Origin of the sequence: Paenisporosarcina quisquiliarum (genome assembly GCF_043641925.1) — a bacterium.
Lineage (GTDB): Bacteria > Bacillota > Bacilli > Bacillales_A > Planococcaceae > Paenisporosarcina > Paenisporosarcina quisquiliarum_A.
In genome coordinates, this window is record NZ_JBHZRU010000001.1 from 298257 (window position 1) to 323661 (window position 25405).

General features: G+C 37.1%; 28 protein-coding genes. 25 read left to right on the top strand and 3 right to left on the bottom strand.

Going from position 1 to position 25405, the window contains the following annotated elements:
• Window positions 1-61 precede the first annotated feature (61 nt).
• Window positions 62-310, bottom strand: coding sequence for a ferredoxin (locus tag ACHUE4_RS01485; RefSeq protein ID WP_394187503.1), 249 nt, complete (start codon window positions 308-310; stop codon window positions 62-64).
• A 108-nt stretch (window positions 311-418) separates the two neighbouring features.
• Between ACHUE4_RS01485 and ACHUE4_RS01490 the strand changes: the two genes are divergently transcribed.
• From ACHUE4_RS01490 to ACHUE4_RS01520, 7 genes are all read left to right on the top strand, one after another.
• A complete protein-coding gene (locus tag ACHUE4_RS01490; RefSeq protein WP_394187504.1) occupies window positions 419-1462 on the top strand; it encodes a YpbB family protein in 1044 nt (347 codons plus the stop codon).
• Window positions 1452-2891 carry a RecQ family ATP-dependent DNA helicase gene (locus tag ACHUE4_RS01495; protein WP_394187505.1) on the top strand — a complete coding sequence of 480 codons (1440 nt, stop codon included), beginning with the start codon at window positions 1452-1454 and terminating at the stop codon, window positions 2889-2891. Before ACHUE4_RS01490 ends, ACHUE4_RS01495 begins: the two co-directional genes overlap by 11 nt.
• A 70-nt stretch (window positions 2892-2961) precedes the next feature.
• Window positions 2962-3573, top strand: a complete 612-nt coding sequence (locus ACHUE4_RS01500; RefSeq protein ID WP_394187506.1) for a LysM peptidoglycan-binding domain-containing protein — start codon at window positions 2962-2964, stop codon at window positions 3571-3573.
• A 77-nt stretch (window positions 3574-3650) separates the two neighbouring features.
• Window positions 3651-4280, top strand: a complete 630-nt coding sequence (locus ACHUE4_RS01505) for a CBS domain-containing protein (RefSeq protein ID WP_394187507.1) — start codon at window positions 3651-3653, stop codon at window positions 4278-4280.
• A 123-nt stretch (window positions 4281-4403) separates the two neighbouring features.
• A complete protein-coding gene (locus ACHUE4_RS01510) occupies window positions 4404-5180 on the top strand; it encodes a metallophosphoesterase (RefSeq protein ID WP_394187508.1) in 777 nt (258 codons plus the stop codon).
• Window positions 5181-5265: 85 nt separating this feature from the next.
• Window positions 5266-6180, top strand: coding sequence for a MerR family transcriptional regulator (locus ACHUE4_RS01515; RefSeq protein WP_394187509.1), 915 nt, complete (start codon window positions 5266-5268; stop codon window positions 6178-6180).
• A 122-nt stretch (window positions 6181-6302) separates the two neighbouring features.
• Window positions 6303-7268 (top strand): YpdA family putative bacillithiol disulfide reductase, encoded by a 966-nt coding sequence (locus ACHUE4_RS01520; protein WP_394187510.1) that lies wholly within the window; start codon window positions 6303-6305, stop codon window positions 7266-7268.
• Window positions 7269-7934: 666 nt separating this feature from the next.
• Here ACHUE4_RS01520 and ACHUE4_RS01525 read toward each other — a convergent pair.
• Entirely contained in the window at window positions 7935-8909 is a 975-nt protein-coding gene (locus tag ACHUE4_RS01525; protein WP_394187511.1) for an asparaginase, read from the bottom strand.
• A gap of 79 nt (window positions 8910-8988) precedes the next feature.
• Here ACHUE4_RS01525 and prsW point away from each other — a divergent pair, with 79 nt between their 5' ends.
• The 14 genes from prsW (at window position 8989) to ACHUE4_RS01595 (ending at window position 22543) form a co-directional block, all read left to right on the top strand.
• Window positions 8989-9675: a glutamic-type intramembrane protease PrsW gene (gene prsW / locus ACHUE4_RS01530; protein ID WP_394187512.1), complete on the top strand. Its 687-nt coding sequence runs from the start codon at window positions 8989-8991 to the stop codon at window positions 9673-9675.
• Between the two features lie 147 nt (window positions 9676-9822).
• On the top strand, window positions 9823-10617 hold the full coding sequence (gene sleB / locus ACHUE4_RS01535) for a spore cortex-lytic enzyme (protein WP_394187513.1): 795 nt from the start codon (window positions 9823-9825) through the stop codon (window positions 10615-10617).
• Between the two features lie 11 nt (window positions 10618-10628).
• Window positions 10629-11918, top strand: a complete 1290-nt coding sequence (locus ACHUE4_RS01540; RefSeq protein ID WP_394187514.1) for a PepSY1/2 domain-containing protein — start codon at window positions 10629-10631, stop codon at window positions 11916-11918.
• Window positions 11919-12002: 84 nt separating this feature from the next.
• Window positions 12003-12650, top strand: coding sequence for a flagellar brake protein (locus ACHUE4_RS01545; protein WP_394187515.1), 648 nt, complete (start codon window positions 12003-12005; stop codon window positions 12648-12650).
• A gap of 659 nt (window positions 12651-13309) precedes the next feature.
• Complete coding sequence (gene cmk / locus ACHUE4_RS01550; protein ID WP_394187516.1) at window positions 13310-13984, top strand: (d)CMP kinase; 675 nt, start codon at window positions 13310-13312, stop codon at window positions 13982-13984.
• Window positions 13985-14572, top strand: coding sequence for a lysophospholipid acyltransferase family protein (locus ACHUE4_RS01555; RefSeq protein WP_394187517.1), 588 nt, complete (start codon window positions 13985-13987; stop codon window positions 14570-14572). It abuts the gene before it with no gap.
• A 93-nt stretch (window positions 14573-14665) separates the two neighbouring features.
• Window positions 14666-15805 (top strand): 30S ribosomal protein S1, encoded by a 1140-nt coding sequence (rpsA, locus tag ACHUE4_RS01560; RefSeq protein ID WP_394187518.1) that lies wholly within the window; start codon window positions 14666-14668, stop codon window positions 15803-15805.
• 12 nt (window positions 15806-15817) lie between these two features.
• Entirely contained in the window at window positions 15818-16882 is a 1065-nt protein-coding gene (gene fni / locus ACHUE4_RS01565; protein WP_394187519.1) for a type 2 isopentenyl-diphosphate Delta-isomerase, read from the top strand.
• A gap of 74 nt (window positions 16883-16956) precedes the next feature.
• Window positions 16957-18267 (top strand): ribosome biogenesis GTPase Der, encoded by a 1311-nt coding sequence (der, locus tag ACHUE4_RS01570; protein WP_394187520.1) that lies wholly within the window; start codon window positions 16957-16959, stop codon window positions 18265-18267.
• Window positions 18268-18291: 24 nt separating this feature from the next.
• Window positions 18292-19314 carry an NAD(P)H-dependent glycerol-3-phosphate dehydrogenase gene (locus tag ACHUE4_RS01575; protein WP_394187557.1) on the top strand — a complete coding sequence of 341 codons (1023 nt, stop codon included), beginning with the start codon at window positions 18292-18294 and terminating at the stop codon, window positions 19312-19314.
• Between the two features lie 93 nt (window positions 19315-19407).
• Complete coding sequence (locus ACHUE4_RS01580) at window positions 19408-19611, top strand: DUF2768 domain-containing protein (protein WP_394187521.1); 204 nt, start codon at window positions 19408-19410, stop codon at window positions 19609-19611.
• A 9-nt stretch (window positions 19612-19620) separates the two neighbouring features.
• Window positions 19621-20328 (top strand): hypothetical protein, encoded by a 708-nt coding sequence (locus tag ACHUE4_RS01585; protein WP_394187522.1) that lies wholly within the window; start codon window positions 19621-19623, stop codon window positions 20326-20328.
• A gap of 244 nt (window positions 20329-20572) precedes the next feature.
• A complete protein-coding gene (gene spoIVA, locus ACHUE4_RS01590; RefSeq protein ID WP_394187523.1) occupies window positions 20573-22051 on the top strand; it encodes a stage IV sporulation protein A in 1479 nt (492 codons plus the stop codon).
• A 219-nt stretch (window positions 22052-22270) separates the two neighbouring features.
• A complete protein-coding gene (locus ACHUE4_RS01595; RefSeq protein WP_394187524.1) occupies window positions 22271-22543 on the top strand; it encodes an HU family DNA-binding protein in 273 nt (90 codons plus the stop codon).
• On the opposite strand, the gene ACHUE4_RS01600 is transcribed toward ACHUE4_RS01595, so the two are convergent.
• A complete protein-coding gene (locus ACHUE4_RS01600; protein WP_394187525.1) occupies window positions 22544-22807 on the bottom strand; it encodes a hypothetical protein in 264 nt (87 codons plus the stop codon). It abuts the gene before it with no gap.
• Window positions 22808-22949: 142 nt separating this feature from the next.
• Here ACHUE4_RS01600 and folE point away from each other — a divergent pair, with 142 nt between their 5' ends.
• From folE to ACHUE4_RS01620, 4 genes are all read left to right on the top strand, one after another.
• Entirely contained in the window at window positions 22950-23519 is a 570-nt protein-coding gene (gene folE / locus ACHUE4_RS01605; RefSeq protein ID WP_394187526.1) for a GTP cyclohydrolase I FolE, read from the top strand.
• A gap of 29 nt (window positions 23520-23548) precedes the next feature.
• Window positions 23549-23770: a trp RNA-binding attenuation protein MtrB gene (mtrB, locus tag ACHUE4_RS01610; protein ID WP_394187527.1), complete on the top strand. Its 222-nt coding sequence runs from the start codon at window positions 23549-23551 to the stop codon at window positions 23768-23770.
• A gap of 83 nt (window positions 23771-23853) precedes the next feature.
• Window positions 23854-24642: a heptaprenyl diphosphate synthase component 1 gene (locus ACHUE4_RS01615; RefSeq protein WP_394187528.1), complete on the top strand. Its 789-nt coding sequence runs from the start codon at window positions 23854-23856 to the stop codon at window positions 24640-24642.
• 5 nt (window positions 24643-24647) lie between these two features.
• A complete protein-coding gene (locus tag ACHUE4_RS01620; protein ID WP_394187529.1) occupies window positions 24648-25352 on the top strand; it encodes a demethylmenaquinone methyltransferase in 705 nt (234 codons plus the stop codon).
• The last annotated feature ends 53 nt before the right edge of the window (window positions 25353-25405 follow it).

Sequence of the window (25405 nt, forward strand, 5' to 3'; positions counted from 1 at the left end):
AGAGGTCCGGACGGTTTGTAAAAAGCACAAATAAAAAAGCTGCGGATTTGCTCCGCAGCTTTTATTCGTATTTTAGTGCATCGCCATCGAAAGAATCGTCAGCAACTTTAATAGAGTCTGTTGGACATCCTTCAAAAGCGTCCTGCATATCTTCTTCTAATTCGTCTGGAACTTGTGTAGTTCCCGTGTTATCATCTAAAATAACAAAGGCAATCCCTTCGTCATCATAATCATAAATATCAGGTGCTGCAGCGCCACATGCTCCGCAAGCTATACATGTATCTTTATCTACAATTGTATACTTCGCCATTTTGTTCCTCTCCTTTATATCCGTTCGCTTGTAAAAGCTTTCGTTTTCATTCTAATCATGTTTTCCCTACTTTTCAACCTAAAAACTCTTCAATTGGAGGATTGTTACGTGCTTTTTGAACAAATTCTTTTAAAAATGATTGATCGTTTAAATGGAGAGCGTACAATTGCTGCTCCATTTCATCTTCTAAGAGGGAAAAAATCAGGTCAAACCATTCAAGATGTGAAAAGTTATGGATTAACAGACACATTTTCAATTTTCCCTAAACTCTCTCAAAATAAATACAATCACATTGTTGAAAAAATGATTCAAGATCAGTTACTAGAAATTGACCAGAATAATATACCTTCATTAACTGAAAAGGGCATTCTTTTTAAAGATAAACTAGAGCCACTAGCCATTAACGGATGGTTGTATCGCGGAAATGAAATGGTGTTTTTTCAAAGGCTATCTTTATTGGTACAAACTCTTTCACATGTGAAGGCACAATCTATGAATTTTATCCCTGTTCAAAAGGACGAAAAAATTCAAAGATGGATTCGTAGTTTTATGTTAAAAGTTCCATATAAATCGCCAGAATATGCTCAAAAAGTGTATGAGGAACTGGAGAGTTGTTTAAATCAAGCATATTTAACAGAAACTCATCGTCAATTAATTGTTTTTCGATTAAGTGGATTTAAAGTAACCGGTCTTACATGGCAACAACTTTCTTTTGATGTTAAATACGAGCCGATAGATGTTCAATTGCTATTTATAGAAGGACTACATCAAATGCTAAACGAAATCTGTTCAAAAAATACATATCCTATTCTTTATTCATTGGCTGAGGGAGTCCAAGCGAACAATCCTTTAACCGAATCTGCTTCTAAAACTGCACAACTATACGCTGCCGGAAATTCGTTACAAGCTATTTCAAGTATTCGTCATTTGAAACAAAGTACAATTGAAGATCATTTTGTGGAGATGGCCATGAATGGCGTATGGATTAATTGGTTGATGTTTTTTCCGAATGAAAACATAGATGATTTAAAACGAGAAATCCAAACGACATCTTCACGTAAGTTGTCTATTTTAAAAGAACAGTTTCCTCAGCTATCATTTTTCCAATTAAGATTATTATTAGCAAGTAGAGGTGAGAAGAATGACAAGTGAAATCTATCAAGTTCTGAGTGAGAAATTTGGCTATCATTCTTTTAAAGTAGGTCAAGAAGAAATAATTAAAGCAGTTTTAGAAAAGGTCGATGTAATTGGGATTCTACCCACAGGGATGGGAAAATCATTATGCTATCAATTGCCAGCTTATTTGATGCCTCACCCGGTACTAATCATTTCTCCGTTACTTTCTCTTATGCAGGATCAAGTTGAGCAGATGAAGATGTTTGGTGAGAAAAAAGTGATCGCTCTCAATTCACTTTTATTACCAAATGATAAGCAACAAATTTTGAGCCAGTTATCTACATATAAATTCATTTTCATTTCTCCAGAAATGTTGATGCAACCACAAGTGTTGGCAGCATTAACTCAAACACCAATTTCGTTAATTGTAGCCGATGAAGCACATTGTATTTCACAGTGGGGATATGATTTTAGACCAGATTATTTAAGATTAGGTGACGCGTTTAGACATTGGAAAAGACCACCTATTTTAGCGTTAACTGCAACGGCAACGTCTAAGGTTTTAGACGATATTTCTCATTTTTTGCACTTAAAACAACCTAAAACCGTTATTCAATCATTAGATCGTCCAAATATTCGATATAAGGCAATTCCGACCCAACATGATGAAAAATATGAGATGATCCTGCAACAAATCACTACGTATGAAGGCCTAGGAATAATTTATACGCAGTCGAGAAAAAAAGCGGATGAATATGCCGTGAAATTAAATGAGGCGGGCTTTCGAGCAGCATCGTATCACGCTGGAATGGAACCAATGGACCGGACTTTGGTGCAACAACAATTTGCAAACCATGAATTAGAGTGGGTATGTGCAACAAATGCTTTTGGTATGGGCGTACACAAAAGCAATATTCGTCAAGTCATTCATGACCATATTCCATCCTCGATTGCTAGTTACTCACAAGAGGTGGGTCGCGCCGGACGTGACGGCAAAGACGCTATTGCTACCTTGTTTTTTTCCTCAGATGATGAAGATATGACCATATTTATTTCGACAAATGACTTTCCTGATAGGTCTCAAATCAATCTTTATTTACAACAAGCCAATCCCAAAACGTTAGTTGATGATGGATTCTTAAGTGACACGATGTATCGGATTTTAACTTATTGGTTAGAAAAACACTCTGAAGATGAAACGGTTCAGATTATGGAAAATTTGAGGTATGAAAAAATACGACAGATTTATTTAATGAAGGAATTATTAACAAATAATAAGTGCATTCGGCATCAACTAGTGTCATTTTTTGGACAAACATTAACGAACACCCCTAGTAACTGTTGTACTGTATGTGGAATGACAGATGATGAGGTATTAAGGACAAGGTCTATTGAGGTGTTAAGTGACAATGGTCTCAATTGGAATGAAAGATTAGCACGCATTTTTAACATAGAACAAACTTAGGTGCATTTACTTTTTCTACATATTTCGTCATAATAAGTAGAGAAGAACAGTAGAATAGGAGTTTTACAACATGAATAATGATGATTATAAACATAAAATTGATGAGCATAGAAAACCGATTAGTTTAGATAATGAAAGTCGAACGAATACGCGTGTGACTAGACGCTCAACAAAACAGAACGTGGAACAAGTCAAACCGCGTCGAAATCTTTTACTACCGATTTTGTTTACGATATTTATATTAATTCCCGTAGGTTTTTTGATTTATATCCAAGTGTTTTATCAACCAAACACAAATCAAACCGCCATTACCGATGCTGGAGAATTTGAGTTTGAAGAAAATGAAGTGGACTCTGTTGACACGAACGTTAAGGAAGAGCCAGAAGAAACGAATACTGAAGACTCATCTAATGAGGATGAAAATACAGAACCTGTAGAACCGGTTGTAACAGAAGATGAATCCGAAGGTGAAGTCACTGAGGAAGAGCAGGAAGAAGTGGTTGAAGAACAACCAACTGAAACTGAAACTTCTGGGAAAACGCACATCGTCCAACCAAATGAAACACTATACCGCATTGCGATGAATTATTACAATTCGCCAGATGCAGTGGAGAAAATAAAAGATGCGAATGGTTTAACATCGGATTCAATTTCAGAAGGACAAAAATTAATATTGCCTTAATTTTTTACTTTAAAAAAAGGGATAGATTAATTGTCTGTCGAATAGGGTAAGTATTGATAATAGAATGAGGTGTTTAAATGTTTGCAAAAAGTGTAATGATTCCAAAAGAAAAATGTATAATGATTCAAAGTTCAGCTTCTTTAAATGAAGCATTGGATTTGCTAGAAAAGCATCAATTAGATGCTTTACCAGTTTGTGAAAATGGAATGTATAAAGGGATACTAAATCGCTATATTGCGTACCGTGCATTTTATTTTAGCGGACTAAGCAAAGAAGAGTTCTTAGCAAATACTTTACTTAAAGACGTAATCAGTAAATCAGATACATTCTTACATATTGAAGATGTATTTGAAAATTCATTCCTTCAGTTAAATGATTTCCCTATAATCGCGGTTGTTGAAGAAGGGAAATTCCTTGGCATCGTGACACGTTTTGATATGATGCATCAATTCCGCAGTGCTTTTGGAATGGATCGTCCAGGTGTTCGTATCAGTTTCACGTCTGCAGAATCAGAAGGCCGTATTGCTCGACTTGGTGACATCATTCAGAAGTTCCATGAATCGGTTATATCACTTGTCACATTTGATGAAACAGATAAGTTGTTAAGAAGAATTGTTTTAAAGATCGAAAAGAAAGACAATGTTCAAAAATTCTTAAAAGAATTAGAGCGATCAGGATTCCGCGTTTTACACATGGAAGAAGATTAATGATAAAATAGGTACACCACAAAATTTAAAAGGTGGAAGGGGAAATTTCCCTTCACCTTTTTTTTTGACCATTATTAAAATCCTGCAAATTATTATGTGTCCTAAGATAAAGAGGTGTGATCAATGCGTTATTTATTTAGTGTTTTTGGTTTATTAAGTTTGATTCCCATGTATATGTTTAAAAAAGCGTTTGAGATTAACGTATTGCATCATCAAATTAATCATGAAGCTTTTAATGATCAACCATCCTTTAAGCTTTTTTTCATATCTGATATCCATCGACGTAAAGTGACGAAACATCTGTTGAAAAAAGTTGGAACCAATGTGGATTTCGTTCTAATAGGTGGTGATTTAGCTGATCGACGTGTTGATAAGGAACGTCTAGAGGCTAATTTACGCCAATTAGCTAAAATTGGCCCCATCACGTATGTATGGGGTAATAATGATCGTGAAGTTGGTGAAGAAATCATCCGTGAAAAGATTAATCAAGTCCAAGGGAAGATTATTGAGAACCGCTCGCTTATTTTAAAAGAAGGACAATCTACAATTAAGTTAGTTGGTATCGATGATGTATCTTCAGGAAAAGCAGACATTTTAGAGGCATTTTTAGGCGTAAAAAATGAAGAGTATACGATTTTTGTTTCCCATACTCCATCGGTATTTTCAAAAGTAGTTGATAGATATAGACCAAATCTTTTACTGGCAGGTCACACACATGGTGGACAAATTAGGTTCGGTAAATATGGATTATATCCGAAAGGTACATTTGATGACTCTTCTAATTCCATATCCTTGATAAGTAATGGGTATGGCACATCGCTTATTCCATTTAGATTTGGTGCTTCACCGGAATGTCATATGATTACTTTTACTGGAAAAGGCTATACAGAGGATAAATAAAACATATACAATGTTTACACGAGTGTAATTATTTCCTATACTGAACCGAATAGATGTACTTGAAGTATGGGAAGGAGAAGATAATATGGATAATGCGAATATAGGAAGATATAACATAAAAGCCGTTTCCACAATGGTGGGAATCCTTCCAGGAACAATAAGAGCGTGGGAAAGACGTTATCAAATGATTGAACCAATTCGAAATGAGGCGGGCCATCGTTTATACTCAGATGAACATGTCCGCACATTAAAATGGTTATCTAGCAAGGTAAACGCAGGATTTACAATTAGTCAGGCGGTTGCATTGCTCGACCAAAATGATAACAAAGCTGCACTTCCAAATGTGAAAGAAGATGAAAATCGCATAACTCGTATGCAAAGCGATCTTATGGAAGCTTTAATAAAATTCGATGAAAGAAAAGCACAACATATCATGAATGAGGCATTTACGATCTATACAATGGATAAAGTCCTAATCGATTTGTTAGCTCCCATTTTAGTGAAAATAGGTCTGCTGTGGGAAAATGGCGAAATCACAACAGCCCATGAGCATTTTTCTACCGCTATCTTACGTTCTCGAATTGGATCTGTCATGCATGCCTATCCACATAATGGACTTTTACCAAAAGTAGTAGCGGTATGTGCTCCAGGTGAATGGCATGAATTAGGCCTACTTATTTTCACTTTGTATATGAGACGCAAAGGATTTGAAGTCATTTATCTTGGAAGCAGTATAAAAAAAGGAGATATCCAAGTTGTACTAGAAACTGTACAGCCAGGTTTCTTATTTTTATCCTGTACAATGAAAGAAAACGTATCGCCTACAATTGAATTAATTCAGTCTTTAGATGAGCAGTTCCCCAAAATACGAATTGGAGCGGGAGGCTATGGCTTCGATTCTATGCATGAAGAACTGAAAAAAGAAATTGAAACATATCTGGTTGGTCAAACGATGGTAGAGTGGGATGACTGGGTAGAAAAATACACATATGCGAATTAGTTGAGAAGAACCATTTTATCTCCTATCATTAGATGGGAGATTTTTAATTTGTCATGAACGAAAAATTTTCATTTCAATTTTGAGATGAACATAGGTTTGAGTATGAAAAGGAAGTGAATGGAATGGAAAAAGTAGATGCGATTGTCGTTGGGGGAGGCCCATGTGGATTGGCAGCTGCCATATCATTGCAGAACATCGGATTAAAACCAATTGTCATTGAAAAAGGCAATGTAGTTGAAGCGATACATAAATACCCTACACATCAAACATTTTTTAGCACATCGGAAAAATTATCAATAGGGGACGTCCCATTTATCATTGAACAAAGGAAACCGAAGAGGAACCAAGCTCTTGTTTATTATCGTGAAGTCGTAAAACTGAAAGATATTCATGTCCGACGCTATGAGAATGTAGAAAAGGTTATCAAGAAAAATGGTGTTTTCGAAGTGTACACATCAAAAGGATCATACATATCCGAATATGTCATTATCGCTACTGGGTATTACGATCATCCAAACGAACTCAAAGTGCCAGGCGCAGATCTTAAAAAAGTACATCATTATTTTAAAGAAGGCCATCCCTATTTTCAAATGGACGCACTAGTTATCGGCGGTAAAAACTCTGCCATTGATGCTGCTTTGGAGTTGAATAAAGCAGGTGCTCAAGTGACAGTCGTGTACAGAGGGGAAGACTACTCACCGAGTATAAAACCATGGGTTTTGCCTGAATTTACCGGACTTGTGAAAACGGGTGAAATAAGCATGATGTTTGAAGCTCATGTTGAAAAAATAGATGAACACACGGTTGACATTGTACAAAATGGAAAAAGACATCAATTGAAAAATGACGTCGTGTTTGCGATGATTGGTTACCATCCGGATCATCAATTCTTAAAACACATGGGTGTTAAAATGGATGATGAGACAGGTAGACCATATATCAACGAACAAACGATGGAGTCAAACGTCGACAACTTATATATTGCAGGAGTCTTAGCGGCAGGTAATAATGCAAATGAAATCTTCATTGAAAATGGACGATTCCATGGTGAACAAATTGCACAGTCTATAAAAAATGGACGAAAATAAAGAGCTGCCATTGTGCAGCTCTAAAAGTTTTGAAAAACAAAACGTTGATTTACATTGCGGCGGACGCGTTCCGCGGGCAAGACTTCAGCCGCTTCCCTCGCGATACTCAGTCCAGAGTCTTCAGTTCTTGCTGATTCCGCTGGAAAGATTATAACTATAATCTTTGCGACGAAGCTAGCGCAGCGATGCAGGAGCAGATGTTTTACGCCGCCTGCATTCCAATCTACTAGACAGTCTTACGGGAATTTAGTCGAATCAAAGAGTGGTTAGCTTAAAAGATATGGTAACTATCAATTCAATTTTGAAGTTATGTGCAAAGTGACAATAAATACTTACTTAAAAAAATTTTTTTCACTTTAAGCATGACGTTGCTGTCTATTTAGTAGGTTAGTGGTCGGTTATTTCTGAAGACTCCTGCGGAAAAACGAAACACGCAAGACCCCACAGGCAACGAATTGTGCACAATTCGTTTGCGACGAGTAACCGCAGGAGCATAGGTTTTTAACAGCCGAGGAGGCTTGCGTTTCGTCCGCGGAAAGCGTAAGAAATATCCGACCACTGTCTTTTTTAATAAATCGGTGTCAGATATTTACCATGTTCCGTATTTATATAGAACTAAATAGTCTTAAGCTGCCATTGTGCAGCTCTTTTGAATGAATTTTTTTATTAGTACGTTAAAAATAGCGCTGGGATATTAAGTGACTTTTCGACTTGAGACAAAGCCAACAATAATTTTATACGAGCTTTTTGACCATTTAAACCATGTGCAAAAATGACCCCAAGGTCTGCAAGCATTTTCCCTCCACCTTCATAACCATAAACCGGTTGGGATATTCCGTTATAACAACGAGAAACAATAACCACATAGATGTTTTTTGCCAGTAACTCTCGAATGGCTGGAACAATTGCAGGGGGAACGTTTCCTTGACCTAACCCTTCTAAAATCAATCCATCATAATGATTTTCACCAATGGATGAAATCAAATCAGCATCCATCCCAGCATATACCTTTAACATCGCAACTTTTTTCGTGATTTCGCGAACAACAAACGTTTCATGTTGAATGGGTGAATGGTGAAAATGTACACCAGTTTTCGTAATAATTCCGATCGGCCCGTATTGAGGGCTTTGGAAAGTAGAGACATTGCTCGTCGATGTTTTGGTTACGTTTTGTGCAGTATGAACTTCATCATTTAGAACCACGAGTATTCCTTTATCAATTGCATCTTTGCAAATAGCCACTCGAACTGCTGAAAGTAAATTATAAACCCCGTCAGCACCAATTTCATTTGAAGAACGCATTGCTCCGGTGAGCACAATTGGGATGGTCGTATCAATCGTTAAGTCTAAAAAATAAGCGGTTTCTTCTAATGTATCCGTGCCATGAGTTATGACAAATCCATCTACATGATTATGTTGAGAATACTCCATGATCATTTCTTTTAGAATTAACATTTCTTTTGTTGTCATATGAGGAGAAGGTAAATTAAACGCTTCAATTTCAACCACATCTGCAAACTGATCCAGTTTATTCATTTCAGCGCTCAACGGATTAATTTCCCCAGGTACAACAGCACCAGATTGAGAGTGAACATGCATGGAGATGGTTCCACCTGTATGTATAACCACAATTTTTTTCATAAATTTTTCCTCCTAATCGGTCTTCATATGAGTTAAGAATGATATAATTAAAATTAGTGAAAAGGGGGCGAGAAGCAACATGATATTCATATTGTCAGTCGCGATCGCTCCAGGACTCGCTTTGTTTAGCTATTTTTATTTGCGTAATCACATTGCGAATGAACCTTCAAGAACATTGTTTCACACTTTCATTTATGGTGCTATCTTAACATTTCCATTGCTGTTTATTCAGCATGTATTTGTTGAGGAGGCAATCATACAAAATTTATTTTTACGACAAGTTTTATTTTCAAGTATTTTAGAAGAATTTTTCAAATGGCTCATCCTGGTGATGTTGATTTTTAGACATTTTGATTTTGATGATCCATACGATGGAATTCTATATGGTGTTAGTGTGTCATTAGGTTTCGCCACGGTCGAAAATATATTATATTTATTTGCATTTGGTGTAGACACAGCCTTTTTGCGTGCGTTACTTCCCGTTTCTAGTCATGCTATTTTCGGTGTTGTAATGGGGTATTATTTGGGTCGAGCAAAATTCGCAAAGGAACAATCATACAGGCCGCTTTTATTTGTGGCCTTACTCGTTCCATTTGGATTACATATGGTTTACAACGGCATTTTATCCATACCAGGGATATGGGTGTATTTGATGGTGCCATTTATGTTATTCCTATGGTGGTTAGGTCTTTTAAAAGTTAAAAAAGCTCATTTACTAACGGTCGAGCATTTTCATAACAAAAATATTTTCACAGGAAGTCATTAAGCAAATTGCTTAATGGCTTTTTTTATTTTTAATAAACTAATCTGGACAAATCTTTACATTTGTTTCATAACTAATTAACTTAATCTCTCCGTTTTTATGTATAAATTATGGTTCTTATCCCATACTAATAAAAAAAGGAGCATGTGTATGAATCAATCTAAAAAATGGTTAGCATGGCCACTTACTTTCTGTCTTTTATCAATGTCACTCTATACACCTCAATCGATTAGTGCTTTCTCAGGTCAAGTGATTGAACTAGGTGCTTATGGTGAAGATGTGATTGAACTTCAATCAAGGCTACAGCACATCGGTTTCTATAAAGGGAGAATCGATGGTGATTTTGGATATGGTACATATTGGGCCCTTCGAAACTTCCAAGAACAATATGGTTTACCGATCGATGGACTAGCTGGAAAAGATACTAAAGCTAAATTAGTAAGTGTCTCAAAGTATCATAAAGAGTTTGTGCAAACACAAATTAAACAAGGAAATCAATTTACTCATTACGGGAATGTTCCTTTAGATCAACAAACAAAAAAAGGAACAGGGAAACCAAAAGCTGAGCAAGTTCAATTACCTTCTAAATACTCAGAGCAGGATTTACAGCTTATGGCTAATGCTGTTTATGGTGAGGCAAGAGGAGAGCCTTATGAAGGTCAAGTTGCTGTAGCAGCCGTCATTCTAAACAGAATTGAGGATTCGGAATTCCCAAATAGTATAAGTGGTGTAATTTTTCAACCAGGTGCTTTTACGGCTGTTGACGACGGTCAAATTTGGCTGACACCAAACGCACGGGCGAAAGAAGCAGTATTAGATGCACTAAATGGTTGGGATCCAACAGAGAATGCCCTTTACTACTTTAATCCAGTGACGGCTACGAGTGATTGGATTTGGACAAGACCACAAATTAAGACAATTGGAAAACATATATTCTGTAATTGAGGAGGCAAATGATGAAAATATTATCAAGCGTTTTAGCGATAGGTTTAATTGTCATGGGTGTTTTTTTATTTCAGTCGAAGCAAAGTGAGACCGAATTAAACAGACACTTGCGTGCTCAATATACGGAACGAATGAGCGATGCTTCGGATAAATTAGGAGAACTTGAAATAGCTGTCCAAAAAGCAAGTGTTTTCAATGAACCTTCCGCACAGGCAGAACCGTTAGAAGACATATGGCGACTATCTTCAGAAATTAAAAGTGATATTGCTACTTTGCCTCTTCAAAGAGATTTTTCAAACGAATGGATGAATTATTTAGGACGTCTAGGTGATTTTGCTAAAATGAAAAGTGAACAAAAGGTTCCTGAAGATAAATGGTTAAAAGTTGCTGCCAACGTGTCTCGAAATTTAGATGAATTCTCAAATGAATGGGAGAATGCAACGACTGACTTACTTGCACAAAAAGAGCCTTATAAAGAATGGCGTAAACAAGTAGCGACAGCTAAACCCTCAGAAAATTGGTCGGGCTTAGCTAAAAACGTTAAGAGCTATACAGAAAGTGATTTCCCATTAACAGCTAGTGAAGCAGATGTTCAAAAGAAAAGAGAATTAAAACATATAGACGAAAAGGAAATAACGCAGCAACAAGCTGTAGATCAATTTAAAAAGATTTTCCCACAATTTAAAAATGCCAAAATAGTCACGACCAAAAGTAAACCAGGTGCAACCTATCCTTTCTATCATGTGCAATTCCAAGAAGGAATACGTATAGGATATGCAGATTTTACAGTAAAAGGCGGTCACCTACTTTCAACGCTAGTTGAAAGACCAGTCAGTAAGGATCGTATTGGACCAGAAGTGATTAAAGAAAAAGCAACCCAAGCAGCAAAAACTTATGGATTTGATGACGTAGAATTAGTTGAATCGCGTGAAAATCATTCGGTTTGGCATGTGACATTCATCCGAGTGACTCCCGAAAATAAGGCCAGAGTTTACGACGATGCGATTCAAATGAAATTAGCGAAAGATAACGGAGAAGTGCTTGGTATCAGTACGATGGAATATATTCAAAAAGAGACTCTCCCTTCACAAAAAATAGTTGCCATCAATTGGTCCGAATTTTTCACGGAGGATGTAAGAGTTGAAAATGAAGCGTTTGCTTATACGGATAATAAAGAATTGCAACAACGCTTGTGCTATGACCTATTAGTTGTAAAAGAAATCAATAATATCCCAGAAACATTCCAAGTTCTCGTAGACACTGAAACGAAAGAGGTTCTAAAAACAGAACCATTATCGTAAAAGAATTTGGAAATAAAATGTAGTATTCCACATCGTCTCATGTCATAATAAATTAACGATTTTATGAGGCGAAGGTGATATGCTATGAAACCAAAAGTAGGGACTATTCTCATGCTTGAACCAACATATACAGAAACTGAGGAGAAATTCAGGTGTAAAGTTGTCGAAGAAAAAGACAATGTCATATTAATTGATTATCCGACTAATATGCTGACAAAAAGAACATCTTTTTTAATGGAAGGTGCTCAAATGCGAGCGTCATTTGTAGAGGATGCTAAAGCCGCATTTGCTTTTCAAACAGAAGTTTTAGGAAGAGTTCAAGGTCAAATTCCAATGATTACGTTATCTTTTCCAGGAGTAGACCAAGTGATCAAAATTCAACGAAGAGAATTCGTCCGAGTAGACACCCCTGTTGACATGGCAGTGGAATTCCAAGGTGAGTTTTCACAATTTGTTGCAGAAGACATTAGTGCAGGTGGCTCTGCAATTATTATCAATCAACCTGTATCATTTAAAGAAGGCGATTCAGTTAATTTAACGATTGTCTTACCCTTCTCCAATGGGGATATCAAATATATCCAAACGAATGCATTAATTGTTCGTTTTTGGGAAAAGGATTTAATTAAAATGGCTTCTATCCGATTTGAAGAGACAGATGATGTAGATAAACAATTAATCGTAAGATTTTGCTTCGATCGACAATTACTTCAACGCAAAAAAGGTGTAGAATAACAAAGTTAAAAAACATCAAAAGAATTAGACATCTTATTTACCGCTATTGATAAAAAATGAATGTGGTCGGCTATTTCTTTCGCTTTCCGCGGACGAAACGCCAGCCTCTCCGACTCAGTCTGTCTTTGACAGCTGAGCCTGTAGGGCTAGCGTGTTTCGTTTTTCCGCAGAAATCTTCAGAAATAGCCGACCATTTTTATACTTTTGAGTTTGGAGTGTCTTGCTTACAGAAGTGATTTAAGTAATTTGTTGTGTAGACGTTTATATATGCTCTACAACACCTAATTGAATTTTTTTAGTTTCATAAATGTCTTTAGTAAAAAGACACAACCTTTGATTGGGTGGAGTGGAAGGTGGCGACTCCAGCGGAATCAGCGGGTCCAGGTGAGACCCCGCAGTGAGCTTTGCGAATGAGGAGGCTCACGGACCGCCCGCGGAAAGCGTCCGCCTGAAGCGGAACAACATAATTATTTCTGTAAATTTACATTTAGATTTTTTTAGAATGTTACTCTGTACTTAAAAGAAAATGTGAACTTTAATATTAAAACAGTTACTTTCACAATTTATTTATTTGTAATCAGCCTGAAAGCCCTAGTCTATGGGCTTTTTTTTGTGCAATTATGATACAATAAACAGGATAAATATTAGGGGTTGATTAGATGAAAAAAAATATTCAAATTGCTATAGATGGGCCTGCCGGTGCTGGTAAAAGTACCATTGCGAAAATAGTGGCAGAAAAGCTTGGCTATACTTACATAGATACTGGTGCAATGTATCGTTCTATTACGTATAAAGCGTTAACGAATCACATAGATATTAATGATGAGCTAGCAATGACACAATTATTGCTTGATTCCACAATCGTACTAAAACCATCTAAAAATGGACAACTAGTTATTTTAGATGATCAGGACGTTTCAGAAGAAATACGCTCAAATGAGGTTACTTCTTCAGTGTCTATAGTTGCAGCTCATGCAAGCCTAAGAATCGAAATGGTAAAAAGACAATTAGCAATGGCTGCAGTTGGCGGAATTGTAATGGATGGACGTGATATTGGCACTCATGTATTAACAGAAGCAGAACTAAAAGTATTTATGTCCGCATCAGTGGAAGAACGTGCAAAACGTCGTCAACTAGACAATGAAGTTCGTGGCATACCATCACATTTCGACCAGTTGGTTTTAGAAATTTCAAATCGAGACAAAATGGATAGTGAACGTGAAGCGTCTCCTTTAGTTCAAGCCAAAGATGCGATTTATTTAGATACCACGTTATTAACAATCGATGAAGTGGTTAATCAAATAATTCATTTAGCACACGAAAGGATGATTTAAATGAATCTTTATACGTTTGCAAAATCATTGGTTTGGAACGTTCTCAATCCGCTCTATCGATTTGAAGTGAAAGGGCTTGAACATTTCCCGAAAACAGGAGGTGTCCTTATTTGTGCCAACCATATTGATGCTCTTGATCCACCTGTAGTCGGAATAACTGCACCCCGAGATGTGAATTTCATGGCTAAAGAAGAATTATTCAACATGCCAGTCTTTAAAGGTCTTTTACCTAAGTTAAGGGCATTTCCAGTTAAGCGTGGAATGAGCGATAGAGAAGCTCTAAGAAAAGCAATCAGTTTACTGAAAAATGGGGAAGTAATGGGGTTATTCCCTGAAGGAACGCGCAGCAAAACCGGCGAATTAGGAAAAGGGTTCTCAGGTGCAGGTTTCTTCGCCCTAAAAGGTGAGGCAGTAGTTGTGCCATGTGCAATTATTGGACCGTATAAATTATTTAAACGTGTTCAAGTCGTATACGGAACACCAATTGATATGGAACCATTCCGTGAACGAAGAGCCTCGGCAGAAGAAGTAACCGGTGTAATCATGCAACATATTCAAAACTTAATAGATGAAAACAAATCGAAATAAATAAATAATTCTGTAAAAAAAGTGTAAATTTTTGTTTTTATTAAAGAATTCGCATAAAATAGATAAATGAAACGTTGTGAAGGAGGATGCTATATGTCTGAGGAAACGAACTTGTTGGAAAACCAGGAATTCCGTGAGGGAGATCTAGTTAAAGGTACGGTTGCCCAAGTTGATGAAAAGGCAGTTACGGTAACAATTGATGGTGCACCATTTGACGGTGTGATTCCAATTAGTGAACTGTCCAGCTTGCACATTGAAAAAGCTTCCGACGCCGTTTCAATTGGTGACGAGTTAAATTTAATTATTACAAAAGTTGAAGAAGAGAACTTTGTCCTTTCAAAACGTAAAGTTGACGCAGAAGAGGCGTGGGGCACGTTAGAACAAAAATTTAACGATGGCGTCATTATTGAAGCTGAAGTCAAGGATGTTGTAAAAGGTGGATTAGTTATTGATTTGGGTGTAAGAGGATTCGTGCCTGCATCATTAGTAGAAGACCATTTTGTGGAATCGTTTGAAAATTATAAAGGTCAAGTTTTGACTTTTAAAATTGTTGAAATGGAAAAAGAAAAAAACCGTTTAATTCTTTCTCATCGAGCTGTAGTTGAACAAGAAAAAGAATCACAAAAACAAAATATTCTCGACCATATCCATCCAGGAGATGAGATGACTGGGACCGTTCAGCGGATTGCTGCATTCGGTGCTTTCGTTGACTTGGGCGGAGTCGATGGTTTAGTTCATATTTCTCAACTCTCGCATGAGCATGTAGAACATGTAACGGATGTTGTGAATGAAGGTCAAGAAGTTAAAGTAAAAGTGTTGTCCGTTGATCGTGACAGCGAACGTATATCTTTATCTATCAAAGATACCTTACCTGGACCATGGGAAGGAATCGAGGAAAAAGCTTCTAGAGGATCTATCCTTGAAGGGAAAGTTAAACGCTTAGTTACATACGGCGCATTTGTTGAAGTGTTCCCGGGTATTGAAGGCTTAGTTCACATTTCTCAGATTTCTCATTCCCATATTGGAACACCTCATGAAGTCCTTAAAGAGGGCCAAGAAGTTTCTGTGAAGGTGCTTGATGTGAATAAAACGGACAAACGATTGTCTTTAAGTATTAAAGATTTAGTTGAAAAAGAGGACGATTATCAAGGAAATGATTATGAAATGCCTGAAGAAAATAAGGGCTTTTCAATAAGCGATGTAATTGGTGATCGATTAAAAGACTTTAAATAATGGGGATTTGACATGACAAGAGCTGAACGAAAACTAGATCATATTCGACATGCTCTTTCCACAGGTCAATCTAGAAAAACAGGCTTAGATGATATAACGTTCATTCATCAAGCTTTGCCAGATACTTCGTGGGAAGATATCTCACTCCATACACAAGTAGGCGGACTGAATTTTAGTTCGCCTTTTTTCATCAATGCGATGACTGGTGGTGGTGGTGACCGCACCAAAATAGTCAATGCTCAATTAGCTAGAATTGCAAAACAAGTAGACATACCTATGGCTGTTGGCTCGCAAATGGCAGCATTAAAAGATCCCGATGAAAGAACGTCTTACGCTGTTGTACGAGAAGAAAACCCAAATGGGTTAGTTTTTGCAAACCTAGGTAGTGAAGCAACTGTTGAACAAGCAAAACAAGCTATTGAAATGATTCAAGCGGATGCTTTACAACTTCATTTGAATGTCATTCAAGAATTAACAATGCCTGAAGGGGATCGCGATTTTAAAGATGCCCTTAAAAGAATAGAGCAAATAATCCATGGACTTGCAGTACCCGTGATTATTAAAGAAACAGGTTTTGGACTTTCGAGAGAAACGGTACATAAGCTTAAACAACTAAATGTCGGTGCAATAGATGTTGGTGGTTTTGGTGGAACAAATTTTGCGATGATTGAAAACGAACGAAGAAAACGGCAACTATCTTATTTCGATCAATGGGGAATACCAACCGCCGCATCTGTTATTGAAGCGAAAATGGAAGCTCCTGATACGTCAATCATAGCTTCTGGAGGGATACAAAATCCTCTAGATATCGTAAAGTGCTTGTCGTTAGGCGCGTCAGCTGTCGGACTCGCAGGGTTTATTTTAAAATTAGTAGTTGAGCATGGTGAAGATGAGACATGTCAAGCTATTGAGGAAATGAAAGATGATATCAAAATGATGATGGTAGCTTTAGGGGCAACAACTGTGTCAGAGCTGCAAAACAGCCCATTAATACTTAATGGAGAATTATATCACTATATCTCTCAACGGGGATATGATACATTTAGCTTTGCAAATCGTAAAAATATAAAGAGATGATGGACAATCCCTAACGTCCTCATCTCTTTTGTTGTATAATACGAAAGAGAAGAAGTTGGAAGGATGAATTGTATATGGCAAAACCGGTAGTAGCAATAGTCGGTCGACCGAATGTCGGGAAGTCAACAATCTTTAATCGGATCGTTGGTGAACGTGTATCAATCGTCGAGGATATTCCTGGCGTTACACGTGATCGTCTTTATAGTGGGGCAGATTGGCTGACACATGAATTTAATATAATTGATACAGGTGGAATTGAGATAGGTGATGAACCTTTCTTAGAGCAAATTCGCCAACAAGCAGAAATCGCGATTCAAGAAGCGGATGTTATTATTTTCTTGACCAATGGTCGTGAAGGTGTCACAGCTGCTGATGAACAAGTAGCAAAAATTCTTTACAAAACTAAAAAACCTGTTGTTTTAGCGATTAATAAAATCGATAATCCAGACATGAGAGAAATGATTTATGATTTTTACTCTCTAGGTTTTGGCGAACCCTTCCCAATTTCAGGATCTCATGGTTTAGGTCTTGGAGACTTATTGGATGAAGTTGCAAAAAATTTCCCAACTGAAGAAGAAGAAGAGTACCCTGAAAACGTAATTAAATTCTCTTTAATTGGACGCCCAAATGTTGGGAAGTCTTCTTTAGTTAATAGTTTTCTTGGTGATAACCGTGTAATCGTAAGTGAAATTGCGGGAACAACACGCGATGCGATTGACTCTCAATATGAATATGAAGATCAACCATATGTCATCATTGATACAGCAGGTATGCGTAAAAAAGGGAAAGTGTACGAAACAACTGAAAAATACAGTGTATTACGTGCATTACGAGCAATTGAACGCTCTGACGTCGTTTTAGTCGTTTTAAATGCTGAAGAAGGAATTCAAGAACAAGATAAGAAAATTGCTGGATATGCACATGAGGCCGGTAAAGCGATTATTATTGTTGTGAATAAATGGGATACCATCGAAAAAGATGATAAAACGATGAATACGATGACGAAAACGATTCGTGAACATTTCCTATTCCTAGATTATGCTCCGATTATTTTCGTATCAGCAACAACGAAACAACGTGTACATGCAATCTTACCAATCATAAATCGCGTAAGTGAAAACCATGCAATGCGTGTTACTTCAAGTGTGTTAAATGAAGTAATTGAAGATGCAGTAGCGCGTAACCCTGCTCCTACAGACAAAGGGCGCAGATTACGTATTTACTATGTGACGCAAGTTGCGATTAAGCCACCAACTTTCGTTGTATTCGTCAACGAACCGGATATTATGCACTTTAGTTACGAGCGTTTCCTAGAAAACAGGATTCGTGATTCATTTGACTTTGAAGGTACACCTATTCGTTTAATCACACGTGCTCGTACTTAAACGAGTAGTTGAGGAGTGAGTCAGATCGAAAAAGTAGTCGTATTAGGAGCGGGAAGCTGGGGCACTGCCTTAAGTATTGTTCTTGCAGAAAAAGGGCATGATTGTCTTTTGTGGTCTCATCGAGAAGATCAAGCAAACGAAATCAACCAAAAACATAAAAATCATAAATATTTACCGGAAGCCCAGTTACCTTTAAATTTACATGCTTCATGTTCTTTACAAGTAGCTGCTGAACACGCAAAAATTATTGTTATGGCAGTTCCGACTAAAGGCATTAGAGAAGTGTGTCAAAATTTAGTGAAGCATTTAACTGAGCCAGTTCTTTTCGTTCATGTTTCAAAAGGGATTGAACCCGATTCTTTAAAGCGAATCTCTGAAATGATGCGAGAAGAAATTCCGAATGAATTCATTCAAGAAATTGTCGTCTTATCGGGTCCTAGTCATGCCGAAGAAGTCATTTTGAAGCATCCAACGACAGTCACAGCTGCATGTGAGAATATTAAATATGCTGAAATTGTTCAAGATCTATTTATGCATGGTTATTTCCGTGTATATACCAATACCGATGTAATTGGAGTAGAGATGGGCGGAGCATTAAAAAATATTATTGCACTAGCTGCAGGCATAACAGACGGTCTAGGTTACGGTGATAACGCTAAAGCTGCTCTTATTACGCGAGGTCTAGCTGAAATTGCTCGCCTAGGTACTAAGATGGGTGCAAATCCCCTAACTTTTTCAGGTTTAACTGGAATTGGCGATTTAATTGTCACATGTACAAGCGTTCATTCACGAAATTGGCGAGCAGGAAACCTACTTGGTAAAGGAATGAAACTAGATGAAGTGCTAGAACAGATGGGAATGGTTGTAGAAGGCGTCAGAACGACGAAGGCAGCCTATCAATTGTCTCAACATCATCAAGTGCCTATGCCAATAACGAATGCCTTATATCAAGTGTTATTCGAACAAGTAGATACGAAAACCGCCGTAGATGAACTGATGGATCGTGGAAAGAAACATGAAATGGAAGATTTGTACGAATACCTATAGAATTGTCACAAAACAAGAGGATGCACATAAGCACCTCTTGTTTTTTCATGCTATACTTATTCGTTGAAAGAGATAGAAGGGTGGTCGACTGTTATGTCATCTTTAGATAAAATGTGGATATCTTTTGCGTCTATGGGATTCATGATGATATCTATGGGATTAATTTATTTCAGTAGATATAAAATCAATAATAAAATAGTGAAATTTGTATTTGCATTGGTTGCCTATGTATTATTAATTATTGGATTTATTAGCATGATCTATATTGTATTTAGCGGACCAACCGGTCGAGCATGAGGTGAAGAAATGAAGAGAATATCTCTAGCAGGAATTATCCTAAGTAGTCTACTATTGTTATCAGGTTGTATGTACCCTGATTCGGCGAAAACAGAAAACCAACAAGCGTATGAAGATCAACTATTAACGGTTCAAAACGCCGTAGAGCAATACCAAGAAGCATCTGGCGGTCTTTTGCCAATAAAAACAAGAGAACAAGATGTCGACCAATATATTAAATATCCAGTATCATTTGAACGCATAATTCCATTGTATTTAGACAAAATTCCGTCTAATGCATATGAGAACGGTGGGATTTTTCAATATGTATTAACGGATGTTGAAGAAAATCCAACGGTAAAACTTATCGATTTACGAACTGCAGAAAAAATTCGTGAATTAAAATTAAAAATGGGCATCAACGGCTATGGTCCAATCGACCGACAAATTGCTGAAAATGTTTATACCTTAAATTATGAAGTTATGGGTTATAAGGAAGAACAAACGGTTCCTAGTCCATATTCAGATGTCAATTTGCCATTAATTGCAACGGGTGATGGAAATGTCTATATTGACTATTCGATCGATTTAAATCGTATTTTGAATGAAGACAAACCAAACGTAAAACCTGGTGATGATATACGCTTTTTGCTTGAAGACAAATACCCGGTACTACCAGCTTACTCACTACCGTATACTGTGAATGAAAAGAACGAGCCTGTGTTTTTAATTAAATAATAGGTCGCTTAATTTCCTTCAAATCAAAGTGAGACCTCGCAGGAATACTTGCTGGCCAGACCTTGAGATGATGGACACGCATACTCTTGGTAGGTTTACGCTGTTCATGCGATCAAAAAAAATTCAATAAAGACAAATAATAAAGTATTGAAAAATTCTAAACTCCAATGAAAACGTTTCGTGCATATGCATGAAACGTTTTTTTTTCGCATACGATAAAGTGCGAATGAAAGGGGGCACGGAAATGGCTGATCAAATTTATCAACAAATTGCTGAACGAACAAATGGTGATGTTTATCTTGGTGTTGTAGGGCCAGTGAGGGTAGGGAAATCGACTTTCGTCAAACGTGTAATGGAATGCATCGTCATTCCAAATATGACCGATGATATTGAGCGTTTACGCGCACAGGATGAGTTGCCACAAAGTTCACCTGGAGCCGTAATTATGACTGCGGAACCGAAATTTGTGCCGGCTCATGGAACAAGTATTCAAGTAGGTGATGATGCATTCAGATTTCATGTGCGCCTTGCGGATTGTGTTGGTTACATAATCGAAGGTGCAAAAGGGTACGAAGACGAAAATGGTCCAAAACTAGTCCATACGCCTTGGCATCATGAACCTATCCCATTCCAAGAGGCTGCAAAAATCGGAACGGATAAAGTAATCCGAGATCATTCAACAATCGGGATTGTCATGACCACAGATGGAACCGTAAATGACATTCCGCGACACGCAGTTGAGCAAGTAGAAGAGGATATTATTAATCAGTTAAAAGAGATTGGTAAACCGTTCGTTATTGTTTTAAACAGTCGTATGCCTGCACATGAAAGTGCTTTACATTTACGAGCTGAACTTCATGAAAAATATGGCGTTCCAGTTATCGTAACAGCTGTTGATCAAATGTCAGTTCATGAAATTCAAACAATTTTAAAAGAGGCTCTTTATGAGTTTCCATTACAATCATTTGATTTGCAAAAACCTGATTGGATGGATGTTTTAGATTTTGATCACCCACTTCAACAATCTTTGCAAAATTCTTTAGCTGAATGGTCCACTCAAGTTTCGAGGATCCGCGATGTAAAAGAATTAGCAAATTATCTAGCACAAGAGCCTTTTGTTGAAAATGCAGAAGTAATTGAAGTAGATGCAGGAAAAGGTAGAGCCAGCATTCAGATTGAAATGAAAGATGATGTATTTCAATCGGTATGTGAGGAATGGTTAGAAGATCCAATTGTTACGAAAAAAGATTGGTTACTCTATGTAAAAGAATCTTCACATGCAAAAAAATCATATTTAAGATTCCATGACGCAATTGAATCAGCAAAAGATGGTGGATATGGAGTAGCTCTTCCTATCATGCAGGAATTCCAACCTTCAGCACCAGAGCAGATCAACGAAAATAAATTTTATGGCGTGCGAATGAAAGCAAAAGCACCTTCATTCCATATTATTCGTGTAGATATGGATGCAGAATTTTCGCCGCTAATCGGTTCCGAATTCCATAGCCAGCAATTATTAAAAGAATTAAAAGAGGCCTATTATCATGATCGAGAAGCCTTATGGCAAACATCATTGTTTGGAACACCACTTCATGAAATGTTAAAAGAAAGCATGAGATTTAAAACAGAAGCAGTCTCCTCACATGCGAAGAAACGGATGAGAGAAACGATTGAACGTATGGTGAATGACGGAGATCGCGGCATGGTAACTTTCATTTTATAATCGTTAGAATTTGAGTATGTAATCTAATAATTTCGACATAAGCATAAAGAACAGGGTTTCGCAAGGAAATTGCGAAAATTCCTGTTCTTTTTTTGGTGAAAATAAATTTTCTGCATTAAGTTGGAAATTGTGGTCGAAATATTGTTGCGAAGCCTTTTTGGTTATGATACTCTTTTTACATGATTGTTAGTCCATCCCCTTTGAGAGGAGGTGAATGGTGTGAATAAAACAGAATTAGTAAACTCAGTAGCAGAAGCTGCAGATCTTTCAAAGAAAGATGCTTCTAAAGCGGTTGACGCAATATTTGATACAATTCAAGATACTCTTGCAAAAGGTGAAAAAATTCAACTTATTGGTTTTGGTAACTTTGAAGTTCGTGAACGTGCTGCTCGTAAGGGTCGTAACCCACAAACAGGTAAAGAAATCGAAATCGCTGCAAGCAAAGTGCCTGCTTTCAAACCAGGTAAAGCGCTTAAGGACGCAGTTAAGTAATTAGCGTCTGAACGTACATAGAACGACTTTTGTGATTATGTCACAAAAGTCGTTCTTTTTTACGTTTAATAGAGAGATTTGAGATAGGAAAGTTATTGAAATGTAAGAATCTACTGATTGAAAAATTTTCAACATATATTCTCTAACGCCAAATAAATCAACCGTACCGCCAGTAATAATGGTTTTTAACGCTGTATTATTAGCTGCTATCGCCAAATTATCACCACCAAACGCCAAAATATGATCAACAATCGCTAGATTCACATCCCTCCTTCTCCGAATACCAAGAGCATCCCCATTAGAGAAAGCGCTTGATGTCTCAAAATTGAGTTTTGCGTAACGATTAGGGATATGCTAAGATTCACATAGATTTAAGGACTGTTTTATTTTTTAGGGGGCGTCAATAGTGACTAGTGTAGATATAAAAAAAATAGAGAATGCAGTAACCATGATATTAGAGGCTGTTGGAGAAGACCCAACGCGTGAAGGGTTACTTGAAACGCCAAAACGTGTCGCAAAGATGTATGCTGAAATGTTTTCGGGTTTAAAAGAAGATCCAAAAGAATATTTTAAAACAGTTTTTCATGAAGATCATGAAGAGCTTGTGTTAGTAAAAGATATTCCATTCCATTCAATGTGTGAGCATCATTTAGTTCCTTTTTACGGAAAAGCTCACATTGCCTATATACCAAGAGATGGCGTTGTGACGGGATTAAGTAAATTAGCACGTGCAGTTGAAACCACTGCAAGACGCCCCCAACTACAAGAACGTATTACTTCAACAATTGCCGACTCAATCATGGACATGTTAAATCCTTACGGTGTCTATGTCGTTATCGAAGCGGAACATATGTGTATGACAATGCGTGGCATTAAAAAGCCTGGTGCTAAAACGGTAACAGCCGTAGCAAAAGGGATCTATGAAACCGATCACGTGAAGCGCTCAGAAATTCTATCGTTCATTCAAATGAACTAATAACAGAAAACCAATTGGAGGAGAAGTTCATGTCTCAAACAGAGTATATTGTAATTCGTGCAGAAGAAGATGGTGTAAATGTTATCGGCTTAACAAGGGGAACAGATACTAAATTTCATCATTCTGAAAAATTAGATCGTGGCGAAGTAATGGTTGCTCAATTCACTGAACATACTTCTGCTATAAAAATCCGAGGAAAAGCTGAAATACAAACTGCACATGGCGTTATGCAGAGTGAAGCGAAAAAATAGGCACATTTGAGTGATTGGACCTTCTTGCTGTGCTATAATGACACAATACGACATCTGTAGTTTAGTGAAATGGAGCACGTAGAATGAACGAAACTCTCATTCAACAACAAGTTGAACAACTAAAATTTAAAATCATACAAAAAGTGCGTCATCGGACACTACACAAATATACTGGCGAGCCAGATGTTTGTGAAGACCGCTTGTTCTTTTTATTGCTCCCATTTTTAAATGGAGAACAATGGACTGATGAACACGAACAAGCTGGAATCGCTGTAGCAATTATATACAGTGCGCTGTCAGCACACGATCAAATAAAAGAATCCAATGCTTCCTCTAAAAGTCAGCAGTTAACGGTGTTAGCAGGGGATTATTATAGTGGGATGTACTATCAAATTCTTGCGAAGCAATCGAATATTGCTTTAATTAGATCTTTATCTAATGGCATTATTGAAATTAGTGAAAAAAAAGCATCGGTTTACGATCAACTTCATCGAACTTTCAATGAATGGATGTCCACTATTGTTTCAATAGAAAGTTTATCAATTGAACAATTTTATCAACATTATCAGTTTGAACAATATATTCCGTATATGAGACAAGCTTTATTCATTCAAAGAATTGTTTACGAACTTGATTTATATAAAGATGGGAAATCGTCTAGATTTCAAGAAGCGCTTATTGAAAGTGCACACGCCCTTGGTTACGCGTCTAGTTTAGGGACTTTGTTGGAAACTGTTTGTAAAGAAGGGATTGCTCATTTGAATAAAGACATTGGAGCGTCAACTCTATTAACGAGTCCAGTAAAAGAATATCTATATCAAATGATCAATACTTCTATAAATAAAAATGCAGTTGTTCTTAAAGAAAGGTGACACACATGACGAAAACAAAAGAAGAACGCGTTCATGAAGTGTTTGAAAAAATATCTGGAAATTACGATAAGATGAATTCCGTTATTAGTTTTCAACAACATAAAAAATGGCGTGAAGATACAATGTCACGAATGAATGTCAAAAAGGGTAGTTCATCGCTAGATGTGTGTTGTGGTACTGCTGATTGGACTATATCCATGGGTGAAGCTGTCGGTTCAACAGGACGTGCCGTAGGACTTGATTTCAGTCAAAATATGTTGAATGTTGGAATAGACAAGACGAAAGAAATTCCTCAAATCGAATTGTTACATGGAAATGCAATGGAACTTCCATTTCCCGATGACTCGTTCGATTATGTAACAATTGGTTTTGGTTTAAGAAATGTTCCGGATTACATGCAAGTGTTAAAAGAAATCGAGCGGGTGTTAAAGCCTGGTGGAATGTTCGTTTGTTTAGAGACATCTCAAGCTGAAATGCCAATCTACAAACAACTTTTCCGATTTTACTTTAAATACGTTATGCCGATTTTTGGTAAATTCTTTGCGAAGAGCTATAAAGAATATTCTTGGTTACAAGAATCAGCAAAAGATTTCCCTGGAATGAAAGCATTAGCAAAAATGATGGAACAAGCCGGTTTTGTAAATGTTGAATATAAACCATACAGTGGCGGTGCTGCTGCAAGACATATTGGCTACAAAAATAATGGATGAAGCTTAACATGATTAAATTGTAAAAGTTTCGGTGTGGGAGAAGGTACTTAGAA